Source organism: Streptomyces boluensis (assembly GCF_009908195.1).
GTDB classification, from domain to species: Bacteria; Actinomycetota; Actinomycetes; order Streptomycetales; family Streptomycetaceae; genus Streptomyces; species Streptomyces boluensis.
Map to the genome: position 1 here is coordinate 15,299 of NZ_JAAAHS010000015.1, position 24,176 is coordinate 39,474.

Below are 24,176 nucleotides of genomic sequence, written 5' to 3' on the forward strand. Positions count from 1 at the left end.
AGTCGCCCAACCACCCGCACCCGGAGGACGACCACCATGCATATACGCAAGGCACCGCTGTGCGCCGCTGTCGCCGCCACCGCTCTGCTCGCTGCCGCAGGCTGCAGCGCCGGTCCCGACACGGCCCCCGCCCCCACGTCCGCCGGCGGCGCCGACAAGGTCGGTGGCAGCAGCTCGGAGAAGCAGCTCGGAGCTCTCTACCAGGCCGCCCAGGACAAGCACGAGAGCCAGATCCTCGTCTACGGTCCCAGCCAGAACTTCTACGCGACCGCCTACGCCGCCTTCCAGAAGCGCTACCCGGCCATCAAGATCGTGCCGCAACCGGTCTTCGGCCAGCAGCTGATCACCAAGCTCGCCCAGGAGTTCTCCAGCGGCAAGCACGCGGGCTCGGTGCAGACCAACGGCGGCTCCGGCATCGCGGCCAGCGACCAGGCCGAGCAGTGCGAGTCCTACAAGCCGTTCACCGCCACCGGCAAGGCGGCCGACGAGGCCGGCGCGGGCAGCCCCTACTCCGCCTTCGCACGCTTCGCCGTGGGTATCGAGTACAACACCGACAAGATCAAGGCGGACAAGGCACCCAAGAGCTGGAAGGAACTGGCCGACCCCAAGTGGAGAGGCAAGCTGGTCCAGGCCGACCCGGGCATCGTGGGAGTCACCTCCCTGATGATCTCCAACCTCCTGGCCGAGAAGAAGCTCGACGAGGGCTGGATCAAGGGCCTGTCGGCCAACAAGCCGCAGACCGTCGACACCGCGGCCCTGGCCGAGCAGTCCCTGGCCCGGGGCGAGCGTCAGGTGATGGTGGCCAACAACTCCGCCGTCTTCACCGCCGCCAAGGACAAGAAGCTCCCCGTCGGCTTCGTCTTCCCGACCAGCGAAGGCGCCCGCTTCGATACGCAGTACGTCTGCCTGCTCAAGGGCGCCCCCGCACCCAACGCCTCCAAGCTCCTGGTCAACTGGCTGCACACCGAGGAGGGCCAGACGGCGTTGTCCAAGGCCGGCGTCTACGGCACCCGCTCCGGAACCCCGGCTCCCGAGGGCCTGCCCGTGATGGCCGACATCCAGAGCAAGGCCATTCCGGAGATCCCCGCAGCGCAGCAGTCCGCCGAGCTGGGAATGACGCTCGACATCGTCAAGAACGTCCAGAAGTGACGCTGCCCGAGGCGGCCGAACCGACCAAGGCGCCGGCCGACGCCGACCGGTGACAGACAAGCAAGGAGGGACAACACCCCATGCGTATCGGAGTGTTCGCCGAAGGCCGGACCGCGGTCGTCCTCGACGGCGACGACGCGGCTGACATCCACGGCCGCGCGGCCGTGGACGTGAGTGAACTGACCGGCGGCGAACCACTGCACCGGCTCATCGAGCACGGCTACGACTTCGCCGCCGAACTGACGCGGGAGCGGCTCGCGGACCTTCCCCGGCGGGCCGCAGCCGGCCTCGACTGGAAGCCACCGCTGCCACGCCCCGGCAAGATCATGGGCGCGCCCGCCAACTACTACGACCACGTGGACGAGATGCCGGACTCGGCGACCATCGTGGACTGGGGACTGTTCCTCAAGGCCCCGACCTCCGTCACCGGTCACCGCAGCACCATCAGGCTGCCCTGGTCGGATAAGCGCACCGACCAGGAGGGCGAACTCGCCGTCGTCATCGGCAAGACCGCCCGTCATGTCGACCCCAAGGACGCCCTCGACCACATCTTCGGCTACACCTGCGTCCTCGACATCACCGTCCGCTCCACCGAGGACCGCTCCCTGCGCAAGTCGTTCGACACGTTCACCCCCATCGGCCCCTGGATCACCACCGCCGACGAGATACCCGATCCCTCCGCGCTCGAACTGCGCTGCTCCGTCAACGGCGTTCTGCGCCAGCACACCTCGACGAGCAAGCTGATCTACGGAGTTGGCGAACTCATCGCCTACGCCAGCGCCGCGATGACCCTCCACCCCGGGGACGTCATCGCCACCGGTACCCCAGCCGGGGTCGGTCCCCTCTCCGACGGAGACACGATTTCCCTGACGATCGATCGCATCGGAACCCTTGAGGTCGCCGTGAGCGCGGACGGCGCCATACCGTACCTCGACCGACCCGGACACAAGGGGGAGCGATGACCGATCAGAAACCCGACAGCGAAGCTCTGGAGGCGGCCCTGCGCATCGACATGTACCAGCAGCCCGGCCACCTCATCCGCCGCGCCCAGCAGGTCCATACGTCCATGTGGGTGTCCCTGGTCTCCGCGGAGGTGACCTCCACGCAGTTCGCCGTGCTGAGCGCGGTGGCCGAGGAGCCCGAAACGGACCAGAACTCCATCTCCCGCAGGGTCTCCCTGGACACCTCCACCGTCGCGGAGGTCGTCAACCGGCTCGCCGCCCGGGGCTACCTCACCCGCACCAAGGACACGGTGGACCGGCGGCGCAACCTGCTGTCGCTCTCCCCGGACGGAGTGCGGCTGTTCACCGAAGTCTCCCGGGCCGCCGCCGCGATGACCGACCGCCTGGTCGAGATCCTGCCCGACGACGACCGCAAGGAACTCGTCCGGATCCTGCAGAACCTCGTCGAGTCCGGCGAGGCGATCCGTGATGCGACGCCCCCAGGAGGAGACCGCGCATGAGTATCCCTGTCCCCGTGGCCCTGGCGTGCGGAGAGTACGACCGCACGGAGGCGCTGCGTACCGGCGCCATCGTCCCCGAGGGCGCCGAACTCACCTACATCGCGCTTCCCCCGGAAGAGATCTTCTACCGGATGCTGCGGCACAAGGAGTTCGACGCCGCCGAGTTGTCACTGTCCTCGTACGTGATGAACCTCGCCCGCTCAGGCGACTTCATAGCCATCCCCGTCTTTCCCTCGCGGACATTCCGCCACAACGGCATATACGTCAACGCCGACGCCGGCATTCGTGAGCCCGCCGACCTGGCAGGGCGCCTCGTGGGCATCCCCGAATATCAGATGACGGCCGCCGTATGGATCCGGGGCACGCTCGCCGAGCGCCACAACCTGCCGGTCGCCGCGCCTCGTTACCGCACCGGTGGTCTCCACCAGCCGGGCCGGGTCGAGAAACTGCCGCTGCCCGACCACCTCGGTGTCGAGATCGAGCCGATCGGTCCCGGCCGGACCCTCGCCGACATGCTCCTTGACGGTGAGATCGACGCCCTGTACAGTGCCCGGATGCCCCTGCCGTTCGCCCAGGCGGACTCGCGCATCACCCGGCTGTTCCCCGACCCGCGCCAGGTCGAGGAGAAGTATTTCGCGGACACCGGGATCTTCCCGATCATGCATGTGGTGGCGCTGCGGCGTGACGTCTACGACGCCCGGCCGTGGCTTGCCCGCTCTCTGTACAAGGCGTTCGAGGAGTCCCGAGCGCTGGCCCTGCGCCGGATCGGCGAGACCAACGCCCTTCGCTACTCGCTGCCCTGGCTGTACGAGGAGGTCGAGCGCACCCGCTCGGTCATGGGCATGGACTTCTGGCCGTACGGCGCGGCCGCCAACGACATCACTTTGCGCACACTCCTGCGGTACATGCATGAACAAGGCCTCACCGAAGATCTGTTCACGCCTGAACGGATCTTCGCCGGCGAGACCCTGGACGCCTACCGCGTCTGACCACACAGCGGATCTGCGCGACATCGGGGAGCCGCTGCCCGAGGACGCTGAGCCTCAGCCCACTGCGGCGAGGATCGGGGCCGGCGCCTCGTAGCTGTCCAGCACGCCCTGCTTGTTGATGGGGAGGTCACCCGCACCTGCTATGGAATGTTGATTGAGACATGGTCCGGCTGGCGTCGAGGTGAGCGGGTCGGCGGGCCGCCGGACGCGGACTCGGCGGGGGATGTCGTCGGCGTCTTAGAGGTCGGCGAAGTCGGCGTGCGCCCCGTTGGACGAGAGTGGCCAGCTGAAGGTGTCGCAGACGTCCTGATGGGACCCCGAGGAGCCGTTTCACTTCGGCAACGGCGTCGAGGCGGCCGTGGCCAAGGCGCAGGAGCTCGCGGGTGACCGAATGGTCGAGGTCGCCGCTGGCTACGCGGGTGGCCAGGTGCTTGCCGCGGGCGTGATCGACGAGGTGCGCATGGACGTCGTACCCGTCGTGTTCGGGTCCGGCAAGCGCTACTTCGGGTCGGTCCACGCGCAGCACCGGTTGGAGAATCCTGACGTGGTGATTCAGGGCCACCGGGTGCTTCACCTGCGCTATCGGGTGCGCCGAGCCACTCACTGAGTCGAGCCGTGCGCGCAGGCCGGACCTGGTGCGGCCCGTCTGCCTCACGGGCGCGGATCTCCTCGGGGCGAGAGCGGCGCCGGCGAACGCCTCTTGGGCTTCGCCGAGTGCGAAGCGGGCGTCCATCACGGTCCCGGCCGGGCCTGGGGCAGTTCGGTGACCGCGGCGGTGAAGTCGCCGGGGTGGTCGTAGATCATCGAGCCCCGGAGCACCAGCTGGCGGCGGACCACGTCGTCGGTGGTGAGCGGCAGTTGGTGGGGATTGAGACCGATCAGGACGACGGTCGCGCAGGGCGGGGGCGTGGCCGGAGGTTTCGAAGACGTACGTGAAGCCGGTACGCCCGTCGTCGCGTGTCGCACCCAGCCGTTCGGCGCGGGCGAGCCGTTGGGGGTGGGGTTCGATGACGACCGGTTCGATGCCGAGGCGGCGGAACCACCTGGCTGGAACCCGTCACCGACGAGCAGTACCGCCGGGGGCTGGCATTCCCGAGAGCTGAATCCACCCTCCCCATGAGGAGGCTCTCCGGGCGTGGTCGCGACACCAACTCTGGTCCGTGACTGGTCCAAAAGCACCGCCAGCCGACTCCAGCCAGTGACAGGTCACTCCTACAGTGTCGCGGAGGGTGACCGTGGTTGTCGGGTGCCTGAGGCACAACGTTCCCTCCAGGCACCCGACTTGAGGCTCTAGAAGAACCCGAGTTTCTCCGGGCTGTAGGAAACGAGAAGGTTCTTCGTCTGCTGGTAGTGGTCCAGCATCATCCGGTGGTTCTCGCGTCCGATGCCCGACTGCTTGTAGCCGCCGAAGGCCGCGTGCGCCGGGTAGGCGTGGTAGTTGTTCACCCACACGCGGCCCGCCTGGATCGAACGGCCCGCCCGGTAGGCGGTGTTGATGTCGCGGCTCCAGACACCGGCGCCGAGCCCGTACAGCGTGTCGTTGGCGATCTTCAAGGCGTCGTCGTAGTCGTCGAAGGAGGTCACGGAGACCACCGGGCCGAAGATCTCCTCCTGGAAGATCCGCATCCGGTTGTCGCCCTCGAAGATCGTCGGCTGGACGTAGTAGCCGCCCGCGAGTTCACCGTCGTACTCCACGCGCTCACCGCCCGTGAGGACCTTCGCGCCCTCCTGCCGGCCGATGTCGACGTACGAAAGGACCTTCTCCAGCTGGTCGTTGGAGGCCTGGGCGCCGATCATCGTCGCGGTGTCCAGGGGGTGGCCCGGCACGATCAGCTCGGTGCGGGCGACGGCCGCGTCCAGGAACTCGCGGTAGTGGCCGCGCTGGATCAGGGCCCGCGAAGGACAGGTGCACACCTCGCCCTGGTTGAGGGCGAACATGGTGAAGCCCTCAAGGGCCTTGTCGCGGAACGCGTCGTCCGCCGACCACACATCGTCGAAGAAGATGTTCGGCGACTTGCCGCCCAGCTCCAGCGTGACCGGCTTGATGTTCTCCGAGGCGTACTGCATGATCAGCCGCCCCGTCGTGGTCTCCCCGGTGAACGCCACCTTCGCGACGCGCGGGCTGGACGCCAGCGGCTTCCCCGCCTCCGCGCCGAAACCGTTGACGATGTTGAGCACACCGTCCGGCAGCAGATCGGCCACCAGACTGAGCCAGTAGTGGATCGACGCAGGCGTCTGCTCGGCGGGCTTCAGGACCACCGCGTTGCCCGCCGCGAGCGCCGGCGCTAGCTTCCAAGTCGCCATCAGGATCGGGAAGTTCCACGGAATGATCTGCGCGACCACACCGAGCGGCTCATGGAAGTGGTACGCGACGGTGTCGTCGTCGATCTCGCTGAGCGAGCCCTCCTGAGCGCGCACCACACCCGCGAAGTAGCGGAAGTGGTCGATGGCGAGCGGGATGTCGGCGGCCAGCGTCTCCCGCACCGGCTTGCCGTTCTCCCAGGACTCGGCGACCGCGAGCGGTTCGAGATGGGCCTCCATCCGGTCGGCGATCCGGTTGAGGATCACCGCGCGCTCGGTCGCGGACGTACGGCCCCACGCGGGCGCGGCCGCGTGTGCGGCGTCCAGGGCGCGCTCCACGTCCTCCGCCGTACCGCGGGCGATCTCCGTGAAGGGCTGCCCGTTGACCGGACTGGGGTTCTCGAAGTACTGGCCGCGGGCGGGCGGCACATACGCGCCGCCGATGTAGTGGTCGTAACGCGACTCGTAGGACACGAGGGCGCCCTCGGTGCCGGGCGCGGCGTAACGGGTCATCTCTTCGGGCCTCCCGGGAACGGCCGCCCGCCGTTGGGCAGCGCTCTTGGGGGAGGCTAGGAGCGCGGAGGTTGCAAGTACGTTGCCTGGCTGGCCGGTTGCCCGGTTGCCCGGCTGGCTGGTTGGGGGAGATCCGGGGGTGGGACTAGGGCGCAGACTGTTCCGCGTCCAGCTCGCGGTGCCGGGCGCGCGCCGCGGCCCGCTCCGGTGTGCCCGGTGCCGTCGCCGCCACCAGGGCCTGCCACACGTCCAGGTCGTCGCCGCCCCAGCGGCTGTACGCCCAGTCGGCGAGCAGCTGCGGATCGCCGCGCCCGATCAGTGCGTCCCGCAGCGCCCGGTCGAGCCGCCGCCGCAACCGGGCCACCTCGGGCGCCTGGGAGAGCGGAAGCAGCGGGCCGTTGTACGCGGACAGGGCGCCGGAAACGGACCCGGTGGCGAGCCGCCGCTCGGCGAGCAGGAAGTCCGCGTCGACCGGTCCCGTGAACCGGTACGGCCGCGAGGCCAGCAACTCCGCGCCGAGCAGCGCCCGCAGCCGCGACAGCTCCGCGCGCAACGTCACCGGAGACATCGACTCGTCCTCGTACAGACAGAGCAGCAACTGCTCCCCGGTGAGGCCCTCGGGGTGGCGGGCAAGCAGCACCGCCAGCTCGCTGTGCCGGCGGCTCAGGCGCACCTTGCGGCCCCCGGCGACGAGCCTTGCCTCGTCCCGGCCAAGGGCGTACAGCTCGATCGTCTCCCGGCGGGACGGGCGCCGGTCCAGGGCGAGTTGGGCCTCTCCCGCGCGGGCCACGGCCTGCACGAAGGCCAGACTCATCGGCTCCGCAAGGCGGTCGCCGCCCGTGATGTCGACGGCGCCGAGCAGCCGCCCGGTCCGCGGATCGTGCACGGGCGCCGCCGCGCATGTCCAGGGCTGCACCGGGCGGCTGAAGTGCTCGGCCGCGAACACCTGCACCGGACGGCCCACGGCCACCGCCGTACCGGGCGCGTTGGTGCCCATGGCGGACTCGGACCAGCGCGCGCCGGGCACGAAGTTCATGCCGCCCGCGCGGGCGCGAGTGGCCGAGTGCCCCTCCACCCACAACAGCCGCCCGTGCGCGTCACACACCGCGAGCAGATGCTCCCCGTCCATCGCGAACGTGCTCATCAACTCACGGAACAGCGGCATCACCCGGGCCAGCGGATGCTGCGCGCGGTACGCCCCGAGGTCGCCGTCCACGAGCTCGACCCGTGCGGTGCCCTCCGGGCTGACCCGCGCCCGCGCGGAGCGCCGCCACGAATCGGCCACCACGGAACGCACGGGCCGGGCGACGGTCCCCGCCGAGGTGAACGCCGAGTGGGCACTGCGCAGCACGCGCACCCGCTCGGCACGGTCGGCGCCCGGCTGGAGGGCCACCCACGGATCCGTCAACTCTGCCTCCCCATACCGGCGGTGCGGACGCTGCCATCGTCGCCCCGCGCGTGCGGGGCGACAACAGCTCCGACGAGAGAAGACGTGCTCGGAAGGTGACGATCACCTCACAGGGAGTTCACGTGGCAGGGAGTCCGTGTGAGTCCACCTCACAGGGAGTTCACGAGGTCCATGTAGTGCTCCCAGTCCCACAGCGGGCCCGGGTCGGTGTGGTCCGCGCCCGGCACTTCGCTGTGACCGATGATGTGGTCGCGGTCCTTCGGTATCCCGTACGCGGCGCACAGATGCGCGGTGAGCTGCGCCGACGACGCGTACATCGCCTCCGTGAACCACTCCGGCTGGTCCACCCAGCCCTCGTGCTCGATGCCGACGCTGCGCGTGTTGTAGTCCCAATTGCCCGCGTGCCAGCCGATGTCACGCTCCCGCACGCACTGCGCGACCTTCCCGTCGGCGGAGCGCACCACATAGTGCGCGGACACCTGCGCGTCCGGGTTCTGGAAGATCGCCAGGGTGTCGTCGTACGTCTCCTGCGTGACGTGGATGACGACGAAGTCGATCGGGTACGAGCTGGGCCGGTTGGACGCCGTGAAGTTGGAGTTGCTCGCCGGGACCCACTCGGCGTCCGGGTAGTCGGCACGCTTCGTGGGCCGCGCGTCGGCGCGCGTGGCGGGGAGGAGGAGAGAGGTGGGGACGGCGGCGAGAGCGGCGCCCTGGAGCAGACGGCGACGGCTCGGCCCGCCGGTGGGGGTTCTGCTGGCACGGTCCATGGGGTGATCTGCCTCTCGGGTGGGGGAGTTCAGGGCCTCAGGTGGTGCTCCCTCGGGTGATGCGTGGTGTGGCGTCGGGGTGGGGTGCGCTGCACATGCCGGCGCGCTCCAAATACCGTACGGCGGGCGGTTGTTGGGGCGGAAGGGTGCGGGCTACGCGCGTAGGAGATTCATTGGTCGACCCAATGACGAGTGCGGTGCGGTGGTTCGGGGTACGGGGGCGTGCCTGGTCAGGCGGGCGCTACACGCGCGTGGAGGGTGTTCTGGACGAGTCGGGCTCTACGAGGATGGTGGCGACTGCGACTGCGACTGCGGCGACGGTGGTGGCGGCGAGAGGGATGCGATGAGCCAGTACTTCGAATGCGATGGTGTGACGCTGTGGAATCCGTCCAACGGCGTGGCGGGCCTGTTTCTGCGTCAAGTCGCGCTGTACGAGGTGGAGTTGGGCTCGGCATCCGGTATCGGTCCGATGGAGGACGACGAGGCGACCGTCGACCCGCTCGCCCTGCGGGCCTTCGCGACGGCACTCCTCGCACGCTACGGGCGCACCCGGCATCCGGTGCTCATGGCCCTCTCGGACGGCTTCGTCGCCACGGCCCTCGTCCTCGCGGACCGCGCGGGCGCCGCACCCGCGGCGGAGGCGTTCGACGCTGCGGGTGCGGCAAGGGCCGCCGTGCTGCGGGAGCGGGCCCAGGAGCTCGGCCGGGCAATGCACGGCTGACCAGCCAGGGGCGTTCCCGCGACCGCGCCCGGAGCGGTGCGGCGGCCGCAGAGGCCGACACCGCCTGGAACTACAGGCGTTCGCCGAGGTCCAGGAAGGTCACCCGGGTCTCCAGGCCGCTGTCCACGAGCCGTCCGTCCGCGTCGAAGGCCTCAGACCCGTCCGTCATCCCGAAGTCGTTGTCGTTGATCAGCGCGAGTGACGAACGGCCCGTCACGGCCACGCCCTCGATCTTCCCGGGTACACCGTCGACCTTGCCGAGATCCACGACGAGCCGCTTCCCGAGCACCGGAACGCCCTGCTCCGCCGGGTCGTCCAGCGCTTCGAGGGCCGGCGACGTGGACGCCTGGTCCCAACGCGTACCGAGGATGTCGGCGCGCCGGTCGAGGCGTACGCGGTGCAGTCGGGACGCCTTGTCGGTGCGCTCCTGGACGAGCAGCGTGTCGCGGCCGATCGCGACCACCGAGGAGATCTTCAGCTCGGAGGTGTCGTCCTCGCCGGGGTCGACGACATCCACGGGGTCGAAGCGGTACGCGTACTCCGCGGTGACCTCCTGCTGCCGGGGCGAGAACCGCAGCAGCCGGGCCGTGCGCGAAGCCTCGCCCGCGTCCTCGTCGGGCAGCGAGAGCGGGCTCTGCACCGCCAACACCAGGTCACCGCCGGGCAGTTGCGCGAGACCCTCGAAGCCGCGGTTCACCTTGCGGTGCAGCAGTACGCCCGGCAGCGCCTCCACCACCGGGTAGTCGGCGCCCTTGAGCGCCAGCCCCTCGGGCACGTACCGCGTCAGGACCCGGCCGCGCGCGGACACGTGCACCAGCGACGGTCCGTACTCGTCGACCAGCCAGAACGAACCGTCCTTCGCCCGCACGACGCCCTCGGTGTCGAGGCCGTTCGGGTCGTACGCCAGCGGGGTGCTCGCGTCGTACGAGTACGGGGCCTCGTCGCGCTCGCGCTGGTTGGGCAGCCCGGTGACGGGCTTGCCGCCCGCCGTGGTGAGGGGGCGCGCGTCAAGCACCCGGACGCTGTCGCCGGACACCTTGACGCGCACGATCGCGGGGTCGAAGCCGGGCACGGGGAACGTGCGCCGCTTGCCGCCGTCCACCTTGATCTGGCCGTTCGGCCCGCGATCGGTCACCGTCCAGAACTCGCCCTCGCGGCCCGCCGGGTACAGGTCGCTGCCGATGCCGCCGAGGTCCACGCCCCGGTCGTCGGCGACCGTGCCGGGCAGCAGGCCGTTGCTGAACTCCGCCAACGGCAGGTCCGGCAGCGTCGCCGCGCCTGTGACCTCCGGTGCGGTCGTCGACGGGCCGGCCGGCGTCGGCGCCCCGATGGCGGTCCCGGCCACGACGACGGCGGCGGCCACGGCGAGCGGCACACCTACGGCGACGGAACGGCGGACTCGGCGCCTCTGTGGGGCGTGCGCGGACATCAGGGCCTCCAGAACGACTGTGGACGTATCAACGAATGCGTGATCACAGTCGATCCCTCGCCCCAACACCCGGAAACCGCCACATGAACGGGCGGCGACGCGCACACGGCTCCTGTCGCGCCGTCACCCCTTCCGGCCGGACCAACGCCCGTCCACGCGGCTACCCGTCCACGCCGAGCGTCCGGGTCATGCGTCCCCGCCCGCCTCGCCCGTGGCCGCCGCGAGCGCCGTTGCCGGGTCGTGCGCTGCCGGTCCCGCCGGTTGCCAGCGGCCGCGTTCCTTGCGGTACGGCCACCAGCGGCCGTCCCGGCCCAGGCGCAGTTGGGCGCGGGAGCCGGAAGCGGTCCAGCGGTTGCGGGCGGCGCGCAGCGCGGGCCGCTCGTCGTCGTCCCAGGCCGTCTCCAGATCGGCACGCGCGCGTGCGGCCGATTCGGCCTGCGGCGTCCACTCCTCCTCCAGTACGGCCAGGCCCGCGGACCCGCCCAACTGCCACGCGCGTACCGCCAGTCGGAGCGCTTCCCGGTCGCGGCCGGTGCCCTCGGCGATACGCGTGAGCACGTGCGCGTCCGCGCCGGGACCGGCGTCCGCGGCGAGCCGCACCGCGTCCTGGTCGACCGTCAACGGCTCCTCGGGCGCGGACTCGCGGTGACCGGGCGCGAGCGCCTCGGCGAGCAGCCGGTGCGCGTCCATGGCCGCCCGCTCGGCCAGGAACGCCACGGCGGCGGCGTCGACTCCGGGCGCGGGCGGCGTCTCGGTGTCGAGCGACGGCGGCTCCCCGGGCGCCTCGGGCAGCACCGGGAGCGGCGGCAGCGGGGGCAGGATCGCGCCCGTCGCGTACGCCTCGTCGGCCGGAACACCCTCCGCCCGCTCCGCGTCCTCCTGTTCGGCCTGCCCCTCCGGTTCGTCCTGCGCGGCCCGCGCGACGCTGCGCACCTGCAATTCGTCGAGCAGCGCGCGCTCGCCCCGGCCACGCATCAGGAGCAGCACGAACGGGTCCTGGTCGAGCAGCCGTGCCACCTGGTAGCAGAGCGCTGTCGTGTGCGCGCAGTGGTCCCACGCGTCACAGGTGCACTGCGGCTCCAGATCGCCGATGCCCGGAAGCAGTTCGACCCCGGCGGCCGCCGCGTCCTCCACCAGATGAGGCGGCATCTCGCGGTCGAGGAGCGCCGCGATGTGCCCCGCCCGCTCGACCGCCATGTCGAGGAAACGGTCCCACTCGTCGTCCGTCAGGCGCTGCAGCAGCACATCGGAGCGGTGCCCGCTGCCGTCACGGCCGCTCACCACCGCGGTGATCCGGCCCGGCCGCACCGAGATCGCGCCGACCGCGCCCGAACGCGCCAGCCTGCGGCCCGCCTTGAGCTGCGACAGCTCAAGCGCGGTGTCCTCAAGCGCCTTCAGCCAGGCCTGCCCCCACCAGCTCGTGGCGAAGCTCCGCCCCTGCGCGGGCGGCAGCGCCGCGAACGTCCGTTCCTCTTCGGCCGTGTGCGCGTCGTCGTACTTGTGCCCCCCGCACGCGTCGTCCGCCGCGTACACCTCGTCGTGTCCACCACTCATCGTGTGCCCCCTCGAAGCGCCACCAGGTCGGCGAGTTCCGCGTCGGTCATCTCGGTCAGGGCGGCCTCGCCGGCGCCGAGCACCGAGTCGGCGAGCTCGCGCTTGCGCTCCAGCATCGCGGCGATCCGGTCCTCGATCGTGCCCTCCGCGATCAGCCGGTGCACCTGCACCGGCTGCGTCTGCCCGATGCGGTACGCCCGGTCCGTGGCCTGTGCCTCCACCGCTGGGTTCCACCACCGGTCGTAGTGCACGACATGCTCGGCCCGCGTCAGGTTCAGACCCGTGCCCGCCGCCTTCAACGACAGCAGGAACACCGGGACTTCACCGTCCTGGAAACGTTCCACCATCGCCTCGCGTTCCCGCACCGGCGTGCCGCCGTGCAGGAACTGGCTGGGCACGCCACGCGCCGCCAGATGCCCTTCGATGAGCCGCGCCATCTGCACGTACTGCGTGAACACCAGCACGCTCGCGTCCTCGGCGAGGATCGTGTCGAGCAGCTCGTCGAGGAGTTCCAGCTTGCCGGAGCGCCCGGACACGCGCGGGCGCTCCTCCTTGAGGTACTGCGCCGGGTGGTTGCAGATCTGCTTGAGCCCGGTCAGCAGCTTCACGACCAGGCCGCGCCGCTCCATCCCGTCGGCGGCCGTGATCGCCGCCATGGTCTCGCGCACCACCGCCTCGTACAGGCCGGTCTGCTCCGTGGTGAGCGATACGGCCCGGTCGGTCTCGGTCTTCGGCGGCAGCTCGGGCGCGATGCCCGGATCGGACTTGCGGCGGCGCAACAGGAACGGCCGCACCAGGCGGGCGAGCCGCTCGGCGGCCGCGGGGTCGCCGCCCTCGACGGCCTGCGCGTAGCGGGAGCGGAACGTGCCGAGCCGGCCGAGCAGCCGCGGAGTGGTCCAGTCGAGGATCGCCCACAGCTCGGACAGGTTGTTCTCCACCGGGGTGCCGGTCAGCGCCACGCGCGCGTGGGCCCCGATTCCGCGCAGCTCCTTCGCGGTCGCGGAGAACGGGTTCTTCACGTGCTGCGCCTCGTCGGCGACGACCATCCCCCAGGTGACAGAGCCCAGTTGGGCCGCGTCCAGGCGCATCGTGCCGTACGTCGTGAGTACGAACTCGCCGTCGGCCAGACCGTCCAGGTTGCGGGAGCCACCGTGGAAGCGGCGCACGGCCGTGCCCGGCGCGAACTTCTGGATCTCCCGCTCCCAGTTGCCCATCAGGGACGTGGGGCAGACCACGAGCGTGGGCCCGGCCGACTCCTTGTCCTGCTGCCGGTGCAGATGCAGGGCGATCAGCGTGATCGTCTTGCCGAGCCCCATGTCGTCCGCGAGGCAGCCGCCGAGGCCGAGCGAGGTCATCTGCGCGAGCCAGCCGAGGCCGCGCAACTGGTAGTCGCGCAGGGTCGCGGCGAGTGCCCGGGGCTGCTCCACGGGTGTGGCTGCCTCCGGGTCGGCGAGGCGCTCACGCAGCCGCTCCAGCCACCCACCGGCCTGGACCTCCACGCGGCGCCCGTCGACCTCGGTCGAGCCGGTGAGGGCGGCGCTCAGGGCGTCGACGGTGCTGATCTTGTGGTCCTGCCGCGCACGCGCGCGTTGTGCCTCCTGCGGGTCGACCAGCACCCACTGGTCGCGCAGCCGGACCACCGGACGGTTGGACTCCGCCAGCTGGTCGAGCTCCTCGCGCGTCAACTCCTGGTCGCCGAGGGCGAACCACCAGTGGAACGAGAGCAGCGCGTCGGCGGACAGGAACGACGGTCCTGCGGAGTAGCCCCGCGCGTCACGGTCGCCGCCGTCACCGTCCGGATCGTCAGGGCCGCCGTCCGGCGGCCCGATGACGGCGCGCGCGGTCAGCTTGCGGGCCAGCTCCCGCGGCCAGTGCACGTCCACGCCCGCTCCCGAGAGGGTGCGGGCGGCCGTGCCGAGGAGTTCGGTGACGTCCTCGTCGGCGAGCTCCACGGCGTCCGGGACGGCCGCCGAGAGCAGCGGTGCGAGCGGCGCCCACGCTCGGGCCGCCCGCCGTAGCGCGAGCAGCGCGTCGAGCCGCGCGCGAGGCCCGAACGACCGCGCCGCGGGCCCGGATTCGGCCCACACCTCGGCGGCGTCGGCGACCAGCGCCGGGTCGCTGACGCTGTGCATCTGCAGCACGGCACGGAACGCGCCGGGCGCGTCAGCCGCCTCGGCGGCGCTGAGACCGCCGACCTCGACGCGCAGCGAGATCCGTACGCCCGCGTCGTGCCCGGCAGCGACATCGGCCGCCCAGGGGCGCTGTGCGGGCACGTGCTCGGGCTCCTCGGCCGCGAACGGGCGCTGCCCGGCCGCGAGCCGGGCGGCGGGGGAGCGGGGCAGTGTGTCGGCCACGGCGTCGAGGAAACCGCGCAGCAGCCGCTCCGGCTCGGGCAGAAGGAGCGGCCCCTCGACGGCCTGCGGCACCGCGTGCGCGGCCGGTGGCATCGCCGCCGCCAGGTCACGAAGCAGTCGCAGGTCGTCCGCGGCCAGCGGACCCACGCGCCAGGCGTCGTGGTCGGCGGCCGAGAGGCCGGGCAACAGCAGCCCCCGTGCGGCCAGTTGCAGCGCCCACACGGCGGCGGCACCCCAGAACGCGGACGCCGCGTCGGCCCCGTCCAGAGCGCGGGCCCGGGTGAGCACCGGCAGCGCCTCGCGTACGGACATGACCCGCGCGGGCACCCGGACACGCTCGGCCTCCGCCGGGCCGGGCAGGACCACGGTCAGCTCCGCGACGGTTCCCGCGTCCGCTTCGGGCGGGGCCTGTCCGGTGGGGTGCCAGAACGCCACGCGACCGGTGCGGGCCGGATCGCCGGGCAGGAAAACGGCGCTGCAGAGGGAGAGTTCACGGATCTGGGAGGGCATGACCGCAGATGGCCTGTGCACAGCGATGACAGGTTCCTCAAATTTGACTAGTGCGGGCAGGGCGGCCGAGGATACATCGACCCGGGGTGCCCATGCGAGCAAGAATGCTGTGATCGCCGTCACGCCGGTTCCGGGCTGTGGCCAGCCCTACCGCGCGCGCCGTGCAGGCCCCCCGTCGTACACGGGTGGTGGCGCCATGGTCGCGCAAGGTGACTCTCCGTAGGTTCGAAAGCGGCTGCCCGGCTGCTCGCCCGGCTGATGGCAGCGCCTCTATGCGGGCGGAATCCGGTGCGCCACATCTCCGCATCCCGTGCCTCCGTACCCCGGGTACGTCCCGCATCCCCGCACGTCCCGCACCTCCTCGTGACGGACCTATAGACCGGAGACGCGCCATGCCGCACCCCAGCCTCATGGAACCGGGCCTCGCCCCCACAGCGAACGGCGGTGAAACCGGCGCAGACGGCGGTGAAACCGGCACAAGGGAGAGCGCGGACGAGGGCACGCGCGAGGGTGCGGACGGGGGCACGCGTGCGGGCGCGGGCAAGGGCAGTGAGTTCGCGCCCTTGTTGCGCACCGTGCGGGAGCAGGGCCTGCTGGAGCGCCGGGCCGGCTGGTACGCCCTGGGTATCGCGACCAACGCGCTGGTCCTCGCCGCGATCGTCACCGGCATGGTCACGCTCGGCGACACCTGGTGGACGCTGCTCCTCGCCGTGCCGCTCGCCGTGTTCTCCGCCCGTACCGCGTTCATCGGTCACGACGCCGGGCACTCCCAGATCACCCGTGGCCGCCGGTCCGCACGGCTCATCGGCCTGATCCACGCCAACCTGCTGCTCGGGATGAGCGCCGCCTGGTGGAACGACAAGCACAACCGGCACCACGCCAACCCCAACCATCTGGAGAAGGACCCCGACGTCGCCCCTGATGTGCTGGTTTTCGCCGCGCCGCACGCCGAGGGCCGAACCGGCCTGCAGGGCTGGCTCACCCGCCACCAGGCCTGGCTGTTCTTCCCCCTGTGCCTCCTCGAAGGCCTCAACCTCAAGGTGCAGGGACTGCGCGACCTGCGCCGCCAGACGCCCGCCGAACGTGCCGTCGAAGGGCCGCTGCTGCTCGTCCACATCGCCGCATACACCGCCCTGCTTCTCACCGTGCTTTCACCCGGCAAGGCCCTCGCGTTCGCCGTCCTGCACCAGGCGCTGTTCGGCCTCCACCTGGGCATGGCCTTCGCCCCGAACCACAAGGGCATGGAGATGCCCGACGGCTACGGCGCCCGCTGGGGCCACCTGCGCCGCCAGGTCCTCACCTCGCGCAACATCCGCGGCGGCCCGCTCACCGACTGGTTCCTCGGCGGCCTCAACTACCAGATCGAGCACCACCTCTTCCCGAGCATGCCGCGCCCGCACCTGCGCCTCGCCCAGCCCTTGGTCAGGGCGCACTGCCGCCGCCTCGGACTGTCGTACGCGGAAACCGGACTCGTCGACTCCTATCGTCAGGTGCTCCGGTACCTGCGAGAGGTCGGAGAGCCGCTCCGGGCCCGCCCCTGAGCCGGACGACCGCCCGCTGACCGAGGGCGGTCTCAGGGTTGAGTCAGGGTTCGAACCACTCGACATCAGGGGTAGCTCGGGGTCGACACTGGAACCAGGGCGAGCGCGGGTCCGTTCTCCAGACAGAGCGCGGCACCGGCCGCAGAGGAGGCGACATCATGTCGAACAACGCGAAGATCGCCATCGGCGGTGTGGCGATCGGTCTGTTCCTGTGGATCTGGCTGCCCCTGTGGGCCGTCCTGCTGATCGTCATCGGCGTCCCGGCCGGCGCGTATCTGGCCCTCGACCCGTCCCAGCGCCGCAGACTGCGACGGAACCGGCGACGGCAGATAGGCGGCTGACCTGGGCCGCCGGCGGTGAAGGCGCCGTCCCGGAAAAGGATTTGCCGTGGCGGCGCCGGGTGGTGATCCTCTCCGTATGACTTCCGGAAAGGAGGCCCAGCGGTCCCACGGTGATCGCTGATGGCCCCACACACTTCCCCGCAGCCCCTCACTCCTGGTTGGCTCAGCATCCACTTCGACGACCAGCCCTTCCCCGCCCGCACCAGCTCCCTGGCCGGGTATGCCCGCACCCTCGCGCCGGACGCCTACGCCGCGCTGCACCGCACGCTCGACGCGGGCACCGTGTACGAACGGCACACCGCGCTGTTCCTGGCCGTCGCCCGTCGCGATCTGCCCACCGTGGGCGCGGCGCTCGCCGACCCGGTGCTGCGCCGACGGGCCCTGTCCGCCGCGATCCGCCTCCCAGTGCCCGAAGAACCCCTGGAACGGCTGGCGTTGAACCCCGCACGCGCGGTGCGCCACGACACGTACCGCGTGCTCAGGCTCAGCCGTCGGGACCGGCTGGCGGCACGGCTCCTGCCGCGCGTGCACGAGCGGTACGGCGCCGACGACGCGGCCCGGCTCCTGCCCGCCTGCCCCTCGGCCACCGTCGACACCTGGCTACCTCGGCTCGACCCGCCGCACGGAGTGCTGCGCACCCTGACCCGCACGGCACCCTTGGCGGTGGCCCGACTGATCGCCGCACGGTACGCCCAGCTCACCCCGCAGGACCGGAGCGCCGTCCACAGCTTCGGCCGCCACCACCGTGACCTTGCGAGCATCGCCGCCATACGCGACCCGGAGGCGGCCCTCGTGCTCGTACGGGCCGTGCCGCACCTGCTCGACGGGCGGGCCGCGGTCGCTGTACTGCGACAACCGGCCGCCGCGCTCGACGCCCTCCGCGCGGCCCGGCCGCCGGGCCGGGGCGAGGCCGAGCCGGTCGGCCCGGCGGACCGGCCGAGCAGCCAACTACGCGTACCACCAGGGCCGTTGCCGAAGAAGGTGCGCACCGCACTGCACCGGCTCGCGCCGGACGATCTGATCGAGCTGGCGGAGCACTGCGCCGACGGCGTCCGGCGCCAGCACCCGGGGGAGCGGCAGGACGTGGCCCCGGACAGCATGCTCATGCTGCTGCCGCCCGCCGAACGCCTCCGCATCGTCACCCGCAGGGCCGAGCGGCTGCGCGGCGGGTTCGGGGCGCTACCTGTCCGCGTGCTCGCCGCCCTCGAACCCGCCGACCGCGCCCCCCTGATCGAACCGCTCAGGCAGCGTTGGGCGCGCCGCCACCGCAGAGCGGCGCGGTACGCCGTCGTCCTGCCCCTGTCCATGGTCGAACCCCTGCTGATCGAGATGGCCGGTCAGCACCGCCTCCACGACCGCTATCTGGCCTGGCCCACACTCCTCGCGTGTGCCGAACTGAACGGAGATCCGGCCGAGTTCGCGCGGATCGCGGCACTCTGTGAACGGGCCTGGCACGACCGCGACGAGATCCGCCGACACACCCTCACCCAACTCGCGGGCGCCGCCGCCGAACTGCTCCGCGCACTGCCCCGGCAGGTCCTGCGGGACGCCGCCCTGACCGCCGTGCAGTCGCGTGACTCCAGTTCCGGCACCCTGACCGCCGCCGGGCGGTTGCTGCGCCGCAGCACGCTCGCCCAGATCAGCGGCCAGGACCTCGAAAACGCCGCCTATAGCGCCGGATTGCTCTGCCAGGTCCTGAACGACACCCGGCATCCGCTGCACGCCTCGCGCCGATATGGGACCGAGTCGTACCGGAGTTCCGGTGGCCGACGTTCCGGTGGCGCCGTGCAGCCGTTGCCGCTCGACACGGCCACGGCGCAGGCACTGTGGGCGGCGATCTCGGTGGACGCCACTCCGCACACTCGGGAGAACCCCGCCCTGTGCGTGACTCTGGCCGAGCTCCTCGCGCCTCACCTGGAGCGGTTGCCCGATCTCGACAGGCGCGTCCACGACATCGCCCTGACCTCGACGGACCCGACACTCGCCGCCCGCGCGGCCGGGCTCTGGGTCGCGCCCTCGGCCCGCCGCGAGCAACGGTGCGCCGAACTCATCGCCCAGGACGTGTCGTTCGCGGATGTACCCCGAGTCCTGCACACCCTCGCCACCCGCCGTACCGACCTCCTTGACCCCGTCATCGCGGCCGCGACGGACGGACTGACAGGACACCTCAGGCCGCGCGCGACACCCTGGGTGCCATGCGTCGCTCCCGCCGTCACGGGCCGCTGGCTGCCGCGGCAGCGCCGCGCTCTGAACGAGCACTACGCGCGCGTGGCACGGGACGAGGACGTGCCCCTGCACACCCGCGCCGACGCCGCGTCCAGGCTCCGTACGCCGGAACTCCTCACCGGCCTCGCCGACGAGGCGCCGCAACCCGTGGCCGCAGCGGCACTCGGCGCCTTGGGGGTCACCGCCTCGGTGGTCACCGTCGAAGCCGCGCCGGACGCGGAGGAGCCGGCGGACGAGTCGATCGCCTGTCTGCTCCGGCACACGGGCAGGGGAGGCGTACGCGGCCGGGCAGCCATGGCGGCGCTGCGCCAGGTGTTCGGCACCCGGCCCGCCGACGAGGCCGTCACCCTGCTCGGCTCGGTCCTCACCGACCTCGCCAACCCCGTGGGCAGCCGCAAGGAAGCGGCCCGCGCCCTCGGAGAACTCCCGGACGCCGCGGCCTTCGACGCGTTGCTCACCGCCTGGGACGTGGAGAACCAACACCGGGACGTACGCGCCGTGTTGGCCCAGTTCCTCGTCGCCCGAGTCGACCGACCCGACATCGCGGACCGCCTCGTCCCCTGCCTCGACGAACCCGCGCTCCGCGAGGTCGTGCTGCACACGCGCGTGGTGCACGATCTCGGCCACGCGTCCGGTTCCGCATCCGGCCCTGTGTCCGGTCCCGCACATTGGGCCACCGCGTACACCGCGTTCCTCATCCGGGTGCTGCACACCACAGGCATGAGCCACGACGCTGTGGCAACGGCGTGCCGGACCCTCGCGGCGAGGTCCGTGCCGGACCCGGAAGCGGCGCTACGGGCCCTGGCGGAGGTGCTCCTCGATCCCGCGCGGGCACCGCGCGAATGGCGTGCGGCGGCCGAGGCCCTGCTGCGCGTACCGGCCGGTCCCGTCGGCACCCCCACCGTCACCGCCGTACTGGACACGTGGCGGCGCCTCGTCAGCCGCGCCCGCGACGCAGAGTCGCCACTCCGTGCCGACATGCTCCGCCGCCTCACCGCCTGCGCCGAACTCCTCAGCAACGAAAGCGGAGCGGGCCACGGAGGCGGCGGCGCGTCCCTGAACGAGGCGGCGACGACCGACGGCCTCGCCGACGCCCTGGAATCCGTCGGGCTGCACGCGCGTGCAGCCCGAGCGCGGCGCGACGCCTTGGCCGCAGAACTGTGCGCCGGGAAGTACCGGCCGGAACGCTGGGACCGGTTCCTGCAGACGCTGGAACGCCACAACAACCCCTGGGGCGGCGTCTACGCCATCCCCGGATACGTCACCGTTCCCCCGCCCGCCGCCTTCCTCACCGCCGCCAAGGACCTGCGAGAACGCGGCTCGGTGGTGGCGGCGAGGTTCGCCCTCGCCCTCGTACGGATCGGCGGCCAGCGGTCCTCCTGGACCGCCGACTGGCGGTCCGAACTCGACGCCCTGCGGGCCCACGAGGACGCGGAGACGGCTCTGGAGGCGGAGTTGGTGTCACCGGACGAGTCGTGACCGCCGCTGAGTCGAGAGCCGCCGCGCTCACTCAGGTGGGGCGTACGGCCATCTTGTCGAGGGCCTCCAGAAGCGCGGGCAGTTCGGGCCCGCGCCCCACGGGCAGGACTTCGCCCGGCTCCTCGTCGAGCAGCACGAACGCGATGTCGTCGGTCCTCGCCACCAGCGACCAGCCAGGACCGTCGGCCCGCAACGTACGAGCGTCCTGCGTGGCGAAGGCCGAACGCACCCGGCCGAGCGGCGGCGGAGTGTCGACGTACGCGCGAGCCTCCGCGAGCACGCGCCGCACACCGGTCGCCGGTTGGGCGGGCGTCTCGTCGCCGTCGGTCTCGGTGGCCGAGTCCGTCTCCGTCTCCGCCTCCGTCTCGGTCCCTGTCTCTTCGTCGACGGCCTTGACGCCTTCCACGCCCTCGACGCCTTCCACGCCCTCGTCGTCCTGCGCACCCGTGTCCGGCTCGTCCGCCTCGGAGGGCTCCGTCTCAAACTCCGAGTCGTCGATCTGGGACCGCCAGGTCGCCCACTGCAGGGCGATCTCGTCGGCGCCGAGGCGGCGTTGGGCCGGACCCCATGTGCTGGTGTCCGGGGGAGTGAGCGTGCGGGCGTCGGGGGCGTCCGGGTCCGGCTCTGGGTCGTGCGGCGCGGCCACGCCCGGCGCCGCGACGGCCACCGCGAGCGGCCAGCCCGGCAGCGCGCACACCACGGTGCGGTCGTCCGGCGAGAGGTCGTACTCCATGCCGCAGTCCCAGGAGGCGATGGCGACGGCCACGAGGGACACGTCGTCCACGACGACCGTCCAGCGGGCGCCGTCGCAGTCCTGCCCGAGCACGAGGCCGTACCCGTCGGTGAGCGGTGCGAGACCGAGGGCTTCGCATGCTTCCGGATAGTCGTCGCCGAGTGCGCTGGGGAACTTCGCGGGCGTCAACAGCACAGCTGTGAGCACGTACAGCGCATCATCGTCGGCGGTGACGGCCTGGTCCGTCCCGGCCATGGCATCCTCCACTTCGCTTTGTCGGTCGGCGCACCTTAACGAGTGGGTAACTCGCGCGTCGAGGCCCGGAGATACTTCAAAGTCGCTCGTCGGCACCCTTGTGCTTGCCTGGCACCCGTGTGCGTGCCCCGGCACGGTGACGTGTGGGTGGTGGCGTGGTCGGATGTGCCGCCACCGTGCCGGGAGCCGTATCGCGCCGTTTCGCGCCGTGTTGCGCCGAGCCGAGCCGAGCCGCGCCGCGTCAGTCGGTGGGCAGGCCGAGGAGTGTGCGCGCGACCTGCTCCGGTGACTCGTCGCGCTCACGCGCCAGCGCGATCACCGCGCGGCACGCGAGCTCGCTGACGCCGAAGGAGAGTGCCTCGGGTGAGACCCAGCCGGCGGCGTCGTCCATCCGCTCCTGGTCGTCCTCCGCTCCGGCGGCAACATAAGTGGCCGCCGCCTCGAAGAGGTTGCGTGAGCCCTTCGCCTTTGTGGTGCCACGCGGGCTTTCGTCGACGGTCGTGCCGGGCTCGCGCCCGTCCGGCCGGAACAGCCTGCGGAGTATGTCGGTCATGGTCGAACTGCCTTCCCCCTGTGCGGTCTTCCGGCCTTGCGCGCACGCGGTACGAGCTCCCGCGCGGCGGCCGGACGGGATGCTGCTGCCCCCGTTTTCATTGTCGTCGGAAACCACCTCAGCTCGCTCTCGGGCGCGCGCAGCCGTTGTCAGTCCTCGCGCACCGCCAGGGCCAGGAAGCGGTCGTCCTCGTCCACGTACGACATCAGGTTCCAGCCCGAACCGGCAAGCAGGGGACGGAGATTGGCCTCCGCGCGCAGGTCGTCCGGAGTGAGCTGCCGTCCGTGCCGGGCCGCGAGCGCCGCGCGGCCGATGGGGTGGAACAGCGCCAACTGCCCACCGGGGCGCACCACTCGCGCCAACTCCCGTAGATTTTCCGTCGGTTGGGGCAGGTGGGCGATGAGGCCGGCCGCGAACACCGCGTCCATGGAGCCGGTGCGGATCGGCAGCCGCGACACATCCGCGCGCACCAGGGAACTGTCCCGATCACGGCCCGCCCGCGCCGCGGCGGTCAGCATCTCGGCGGTGAGGTCGGCGCCCACGACCAGGCCCTCTGCGCCCACGGCGGCACGCAGCGCGGGCAGGGCTCTCCCCGTGCCGGAGCCCGCGTCGAGTACGGACGCTCCGGCGCGCAGGCCGAGTTCGGCGACCGCTGCCGCGTACGCCGGGCCGTCGTCCGGGAACCGTGCGTCCCATCCGGCGGCGCGGGCGCCGAAGAACTCCTGGACGCGGGCGGTGTCGTACTCCTGGGGCTGCCGTGCACGGCTGTCGTTGTCGCTCATGCCTTCATGATTCCGCAGAGCACTGACAACGGGGCTGTCCGGCGAGGGCGAGTGCACCCCGTGAAGTGGTGAGTGCACCGCGTGACATGACGCGAGCACCCCGTGAAGGGGAAGCTCCGCTTCGCACGTCCGTACTGCGCGCATGTTCGACCCTGGATCGATCGTTCCGGAACATATCCATGTCATATTCCGCCAGCTTGCGAACTGCGCCCCTTGTGCGCCCCCGGCAGGTCTAGCGTCCCTGAGCCATGGGACACCTGGACCACGCCACCTTCGGCTGGCTGACCCCCGCACTGTCGTACGTCATGGCGTGCATCGGCGCGGCACTCGGCCTGCGCTGCACCGTCCGCGCCCTCGCCACCACCGGCAGGGCGCGCCGCAACTGGCTGATCACCGCCGCCACCGCGATCGGAACCGGGATCTGGACGATGCACTTCGTCGCGATGCTCGGTTTCAGCGTCACCGGCACGGAGATCCGCTACAACGTGCCGCTGACCATCCTCAGCCTCGTTGTCGCCATGCTGGTCGTCGGTGGCGGAGTCTTCGCCGTCGGCTACAGCCGGGACCGCGGGCGCGCGCTCGTGGTGGGCGGTCTCGCCACCGGCATCGGCGTCGCCAGCATGCACTACCTGGGCATGGCGGCGGTACGGCTGCACGGCGAGGTCATCTTCGATCCGGTACGCGTCGGCCTCTCTGTGGTGATCGCTGTCATCGCCGCGACGGCGGCCCTGTGGGCCGCGCTCAACATCACCTCACCGCTCGCGGTGGCCGTCGCCTCCCTGGTGATGGGCGGAGCGGTCAGCAGCATGCACTACACGGGCATGTTCGCGGTGACCGTGCGCGTCGACCCCTCCAGTGCGCTGCTCCCCGGAGCCACGGCGATGCAGTTCGTCTTCCCCCTCGCCGTCGGCCTCGGCTCGTACCTCTTCCTCACCTCGGCCTTCGTCGCGCTCTCCCCGACCGCGGTGGAGAGCGCGGCCTCGGCCGCCGCCCAACGCCCGCTGGAAGGAGCCGCCGCACCCTGACCGCGACGACGCGCCCCCCAGCGTCAACCCGCACCAGGAACGCGCACTGCACACACCGGCCGCAGCTCCCCACCCCCTCCTCGG

Annotated in this window: 19 protein-coding genes and 1 pseudogene; 10 read left to right on the forward strand and 10 right to left on the reverse strand. The window is 71.6% G+C overall.

The genetic code is table 11. The features are described from left to right. Positions 1-36: 36 nt before the first annotated feature. The 5 genes and pseudogenes from GUY60_RS03815 to GUY60_RS03835 all read left to right on the forward strand — a co-directional run. Complete coding sequence (locus GUY60_RS03815; protein ID WP_161693721.1) at positions 37-1,149, forward strand: ABC transporter substrate-binding protein; 1,113 nt, start codon at positions 37-39, stop codon at positions 1,147-1,149. An 80-nt stretch (positions 1,150-1,229) separates the two neighbouring features. Continuing rightward, a complete protein-coding gene (locus GUY60_RS03820) occupies positions 1,230-2,111 on the forward strand; it encodes a fumarylacetoacetate hydrolase family protein (RefSeq protein WP_161693723.1) in 882 nt (293 codons plus the stop codon). After that, a complete protein-coding gene (locus GUY60_RS03825; RefSeq protein ID WP_161693725.1) occupies positions 2,108-2,611 on the forward strand; it encodes a MarR family winged helix-turn-helix transcriptional regulator in 504 nt (167 codons plus the stop codon). The genes GUY60_RS03820 and GUY60_RS03825 overlap by 4 nt, the downstream gene beginning before the upstream one ends. Next, entirely contained in the window at positions 2,608-3,600 is a 993-nt protein-coding gene (locus GUY60_RS03830) for a substrate-binding domain-containing protein (protein ID WP_161693727.1), read from the forward strand. Before GUY60_RS03825 ends, GUY60_RS03830 begins: the two co-directional genes overlap by 4 nt. Before the next feature lie 310 nt (positions 3,601-3,910). Then, positions 3,911-4,207: pseudogene (locus GUY60_RS03835) on the forward strand (dihydrofolate reductase family protein); the annotation flags it as partial. A gap of 125 nt (positions 4,208-4,332) precedes the next feature. On the opposite strand, the gene GUY60_RS03840 reads toward GUY60_RS03835, so the two are convergent. The 4 genes from GUY60_RS03840 to GUY60_RS03855 all read right to left on the reverse strand — a co-directional run bounded on the left by GUY60_RS03840 (position 4,333) and on the right by GUY60_RS03855 (position 8,589). Continuing rightward, entirely contained in the window at positions 4,333-4,566 is a 234-nt protein-coding gene (locus tag GUY60_RS03840) for a hypothetical protein (RefSeq protein WP_246234246.1), read from the reverse strand. Positions 4,567-4,890: 324 nt separating this feature from the next. Continuing rightward, positions 4,891-6,414: an acetaldehyde dehydrogenase ExaC gene (gene exaC, locus GUY60_RS03845; RefSeq protein ID WP_161693729.1), complete on the reverse strand. Its 1,524-nt coding sequence runs from the start codon at positions 6,412-6,414 to the stop codon at positions 4,891-4,893. 145 nt (positions 6,415-6,559) lie between these two features. Then, positions 6,560-7,822: a GAF domain-containing protein gene (locus GUY60_RS03850; RefSeq protein ID WP_161693731.1), complete on the reverse strand. Its 1,263-nt coding sequence runs from the start codon at positions 7,820-7,822 to the stop codon at positions 6,560-6,562. A 149-nt stretch (positions 7,823-7,971) separates the two neighbouring features. Further along, complete coding sequence (locus GUY60_RS03855; protein WP_161693733.1) at positions 7,972-8,589, reverse strand: N-acetylmuramoyl-L-alanine amidase; 618 nt, start codon at positions 8,587-8,589, stop codon at positions 7,972-7,974. Between the two features lie 343 nt (positions 8,590-8,932). On the opposite strand from GUY60_RS03855, the gene GUY60_RS03860 reads away from it, so the two are divergent. Beyond that, entirely contained in the window at positions 8,933-9,310 is a 378-nt protein-coding gene (locus GUY60_RS03860) for a DUF6086 family protein (RefSeq protein WP_161693735.1), read from the forward strand. Positions 9,311-9,380: 70 nt separating this feature from the next. On the opposite strand, the gene GUY60_RS03865 is transcribed toward GUY60_RS03860, so the two are convergent. From GUY60_RS03865 to GUY60_RS03875, 3 genes are all read right to left on the reverse strand, one after another. Further along, positions 9,381-10,739: an esterase-like activity of phytase family protein gene (locus GUY60_RS03865; protein ID WP_161693737.1), complete on the reverse strand. Its 1,359-nt coding sequence runs from the start codon at positions 10,737-10,739 to the stop codon at positions 9,381-9,383. Between the two features lie 186 nt (positions 10,740-10,925). Continuing rightward, positions 10,926-12,293: an SWF or SNF family helicase gene (locus tag GUY60_RS03870; protein WP_246234248.1), complete on the reverse strand. Its 1,368-nt coding sequence runs from the start codon at positions 12,291-12,293 to the stop codon at positions 10,926-10,928. After that, on the reverse strand, positions 12,290-15,157 hold the full coding sequence (locus GUY60_RS03875) for an SCO1167/SCO6262 family helicase (protein WP_161693739.1): 2,868 nt from the start codon (positions 15,155-15,157) through the stop codon (positions 12,290-12,292). Before GUY60_RS03875 ends, GUY60_RS03870 begins: the two co-directional genes overlap by 4 nt. A gap of 392 nt (positions 15,158-15,549) precedes the next feature. On the opposite strand from GUY60_RS03875, the gene GUY60_RS03880 reads away from it, so the two are divergent. The 3 genes from GUY60_RS03880 (at position 15,550) to GUY60_RS03890 (ending at position 20,744) form a co-directional block, all read left to right on the forward strand. Further along, entirely contained in the window at positions 15,550-16,698 is a 1,149-nt protein-coding gene (locus GUY60_RS03880; protein WP_246234250.1) for a fatty acid desaturase family protein, read from the forward strand. Positions 16,699-16,856: 158 nt separating this feature from the next. Continuing rightward, positions 16,857-17,039, forward strand: coding sequence for a tail-anchor membrane protein (locus GUY60_RS03885; protein WP_161693741.1), 183 nt, complete (start codon positions 16,857-16,859; stop codon positions 17,037-17,039). Between the two features lie 120 nt (positions 17,040-17,159). Continuing rightward, positions 17,160-20,744, forward strand: coding sequence for a hypothetical protein (locus tag GUY60_RS03890; protein WP_161693743.1), 3,585 nt, complete (start codon positions 17,160-17,162; stop codon positions 20,742-20,744). Between the two features lie 31 nt (positions 20,745-20,775). On the opposite strand, the gene GUY60_RS03895 is transcribed toward GUY60_RS03890, so the two are convergent. From GUY60_RS03895 to GUY60_RS03905, 3 genes are all read right to left on the reverse strand, one after another. Then, positions 20,776-21,732, reverse strand: coding sequence for a hypothetical protein (locus GUY60_RS03895; protein ID WP_161693744.1), 957 nt, complete (start codon positions 21,730-21,732; stop codon positions 20,776-20,778). Between the two features lie 241 nt (positions 21,733-21,973). Further along, positions 21,974-22,285 (reverse strand): hypothetical protein, encoded by a 312-nt coding sequence (locus GUY60_RS03900; RefSeq protein ID WP_188132129.1) that lies wholly within the window; start codon positions 22,283-22,285, stop codon positions 21,974-21,976. Positions 22,286-22,434: 149 nt separating this feature from the next. Then, the gene (locus tag GUY60_RS03905; protein ID WP_161693746.1) at positions 22,435-23,067 is read right to left on the reverse strand and encodes a class I SAM-dependent methyltransferase; all 633 of its coding nucleotides are present in this window, start codon (positions 23,065-23,067) and stop codon (positions 22,435-22,437) included. Between the two features lie 248 nt (positions 23,068-23,315). On the opposite strand from GUY60_RS03905, the gene GUY60_RS03910 reads away from it, so the two are divergent. Further along, a complete protein-coding gene (locus tag GUY60_RS03910; protein ID WP_161693748.1) occupies positions 23,316-24,092 on the forward strand; it encodes an MHYT domain-containing protein in 777 nt (258 codons plus the stop codon). Positions 24,093-24,176 lie beyond the last annotated feature (84 nt).

Excerpts from the sequence above, each read along its gene's own strand:
- GUY60_RS03815 (WP_161693721.1), top strand. The coding sequence starts at position 37 with ATGCATATACGCAAGGCACCGCTGTGCGCCGCTGTCGCCGCCACCGCT.
- GUY60_RS03820 (WP_161693723.1), top strand. The coding sequence starts at position 1,230 with ATGCGTATCGGAGTGTTCGCCGAAGGCCGGACCGCGGTCGTCCTCGAC.
- GUY60_RS03825 (WP_161693725.1), top strand. The coding sequence starts at position 2,108 with ATGACCGATCAGAAACCCGACAGCGAAGCTCTGGAGGCGGCCCTGCGC.
- GUY60_RS03830 (WP_161693727.1), top strand. The coding sequence starts at position 2,608 with ATGAGTATCCCTGTCCCCGTGGCCCTGGCGTGCGGAGAGTACGACCGC.
- exaC (WP_161693729.1), bottom strand. The coding sequence starts at position 6,414 with ATGACCCGTTACGCCGCGCCCGGCACCGAGGGCGCCCTCGTGTCCTAC.
- GUY60_RS03855 (WP_161693733.1), bottom strand. The coding sequence starts at position 8,589 with ATGGACCGTGCCAGCAGAACCCCCACCGGCGGGCCGAGCCGTCGCCGT.
- GUY60_RS03860 (WP_161693735.1), top strand. The coding sequence starts at position 8,933 with ATGAGCCAGTACTTCGAATGCGATGGTGTGACGCTGTGGAATCCGTCC.
- GUY60_RS03865 (WP_161693737.1), bottom strand. The coding sequence starts at position 10,739 with ATGTCCGCGCACGCCCCACAGAGGCGCCGAGTCCGCCGTTCCGTCGCC.
- GUY60_RS03870 (WP_246234248.1), bottom strand. The coding sequence starts at position 12,293 with ATGAGTGGTGGACACGACGAGGTGTACGCGGCGGACGACGCGTGCGGG.
- GUY60_RS03875 (WP_161693739.1), bottom strand. The coding sequence starts at position 15,157 with ATGCCCTCCCAGATCCGTGAACTCTCCCTCTGCAGCGCCGTTTTCCTG.
- GUY60_RS03880 (WP_246234250.1), top strand. The coding sequence starts at position 15,550 with ATGCCGCACCCCAGCCTCATGGAACCGGGCCTCGCCCCCACAGCGAAC.
- GUY60_RS03885 (WP_161693741.1), top strand. The coding sequence starts at position 16,857 with ATGTCGAACAACGCGAAGATCGCCATCGGCGGTGTGGCGATCGGTCTG.
- GUY60_RS03890 (WP_161693743.1), top strand. The coding sequence starts at position 17,160 with ATGGCCCCACACACTTCCCCGCAGCCCCTCACTCCTGGTTGGCTCAGC.
- GUY60_RS03895 (WP_161693744.1), bottom strand. The coding sequence starts at position 21,732 with ATGGCCGGGACGGACCAGGCCGTCACCGCCGACGATGATGCGCTGTAC.
- GUY60_RS03900 (WP_188132129.1), bottom strand. The coding sequence starts at position 22,285 with ATGACCGACATACTCCGCAGGCTGTTCCGGCCGGACGGGCGCGAGCCC.
- GUY60_RS03905 (WP_161693746.1), bottom strand. The coding sequence starts at position 23,067 with ATGAGCGACAACGACAGCCGTGCACGGCAGCCCCAGGAGTACGACACC.
- GUY60_RS03910 (WP_161693748.1), top strand. The coding sequence starts at position 23,316 with ATGGGACACCTGGACCACGCCACCTTCGGCTGGCTGACCCCCGCACTG.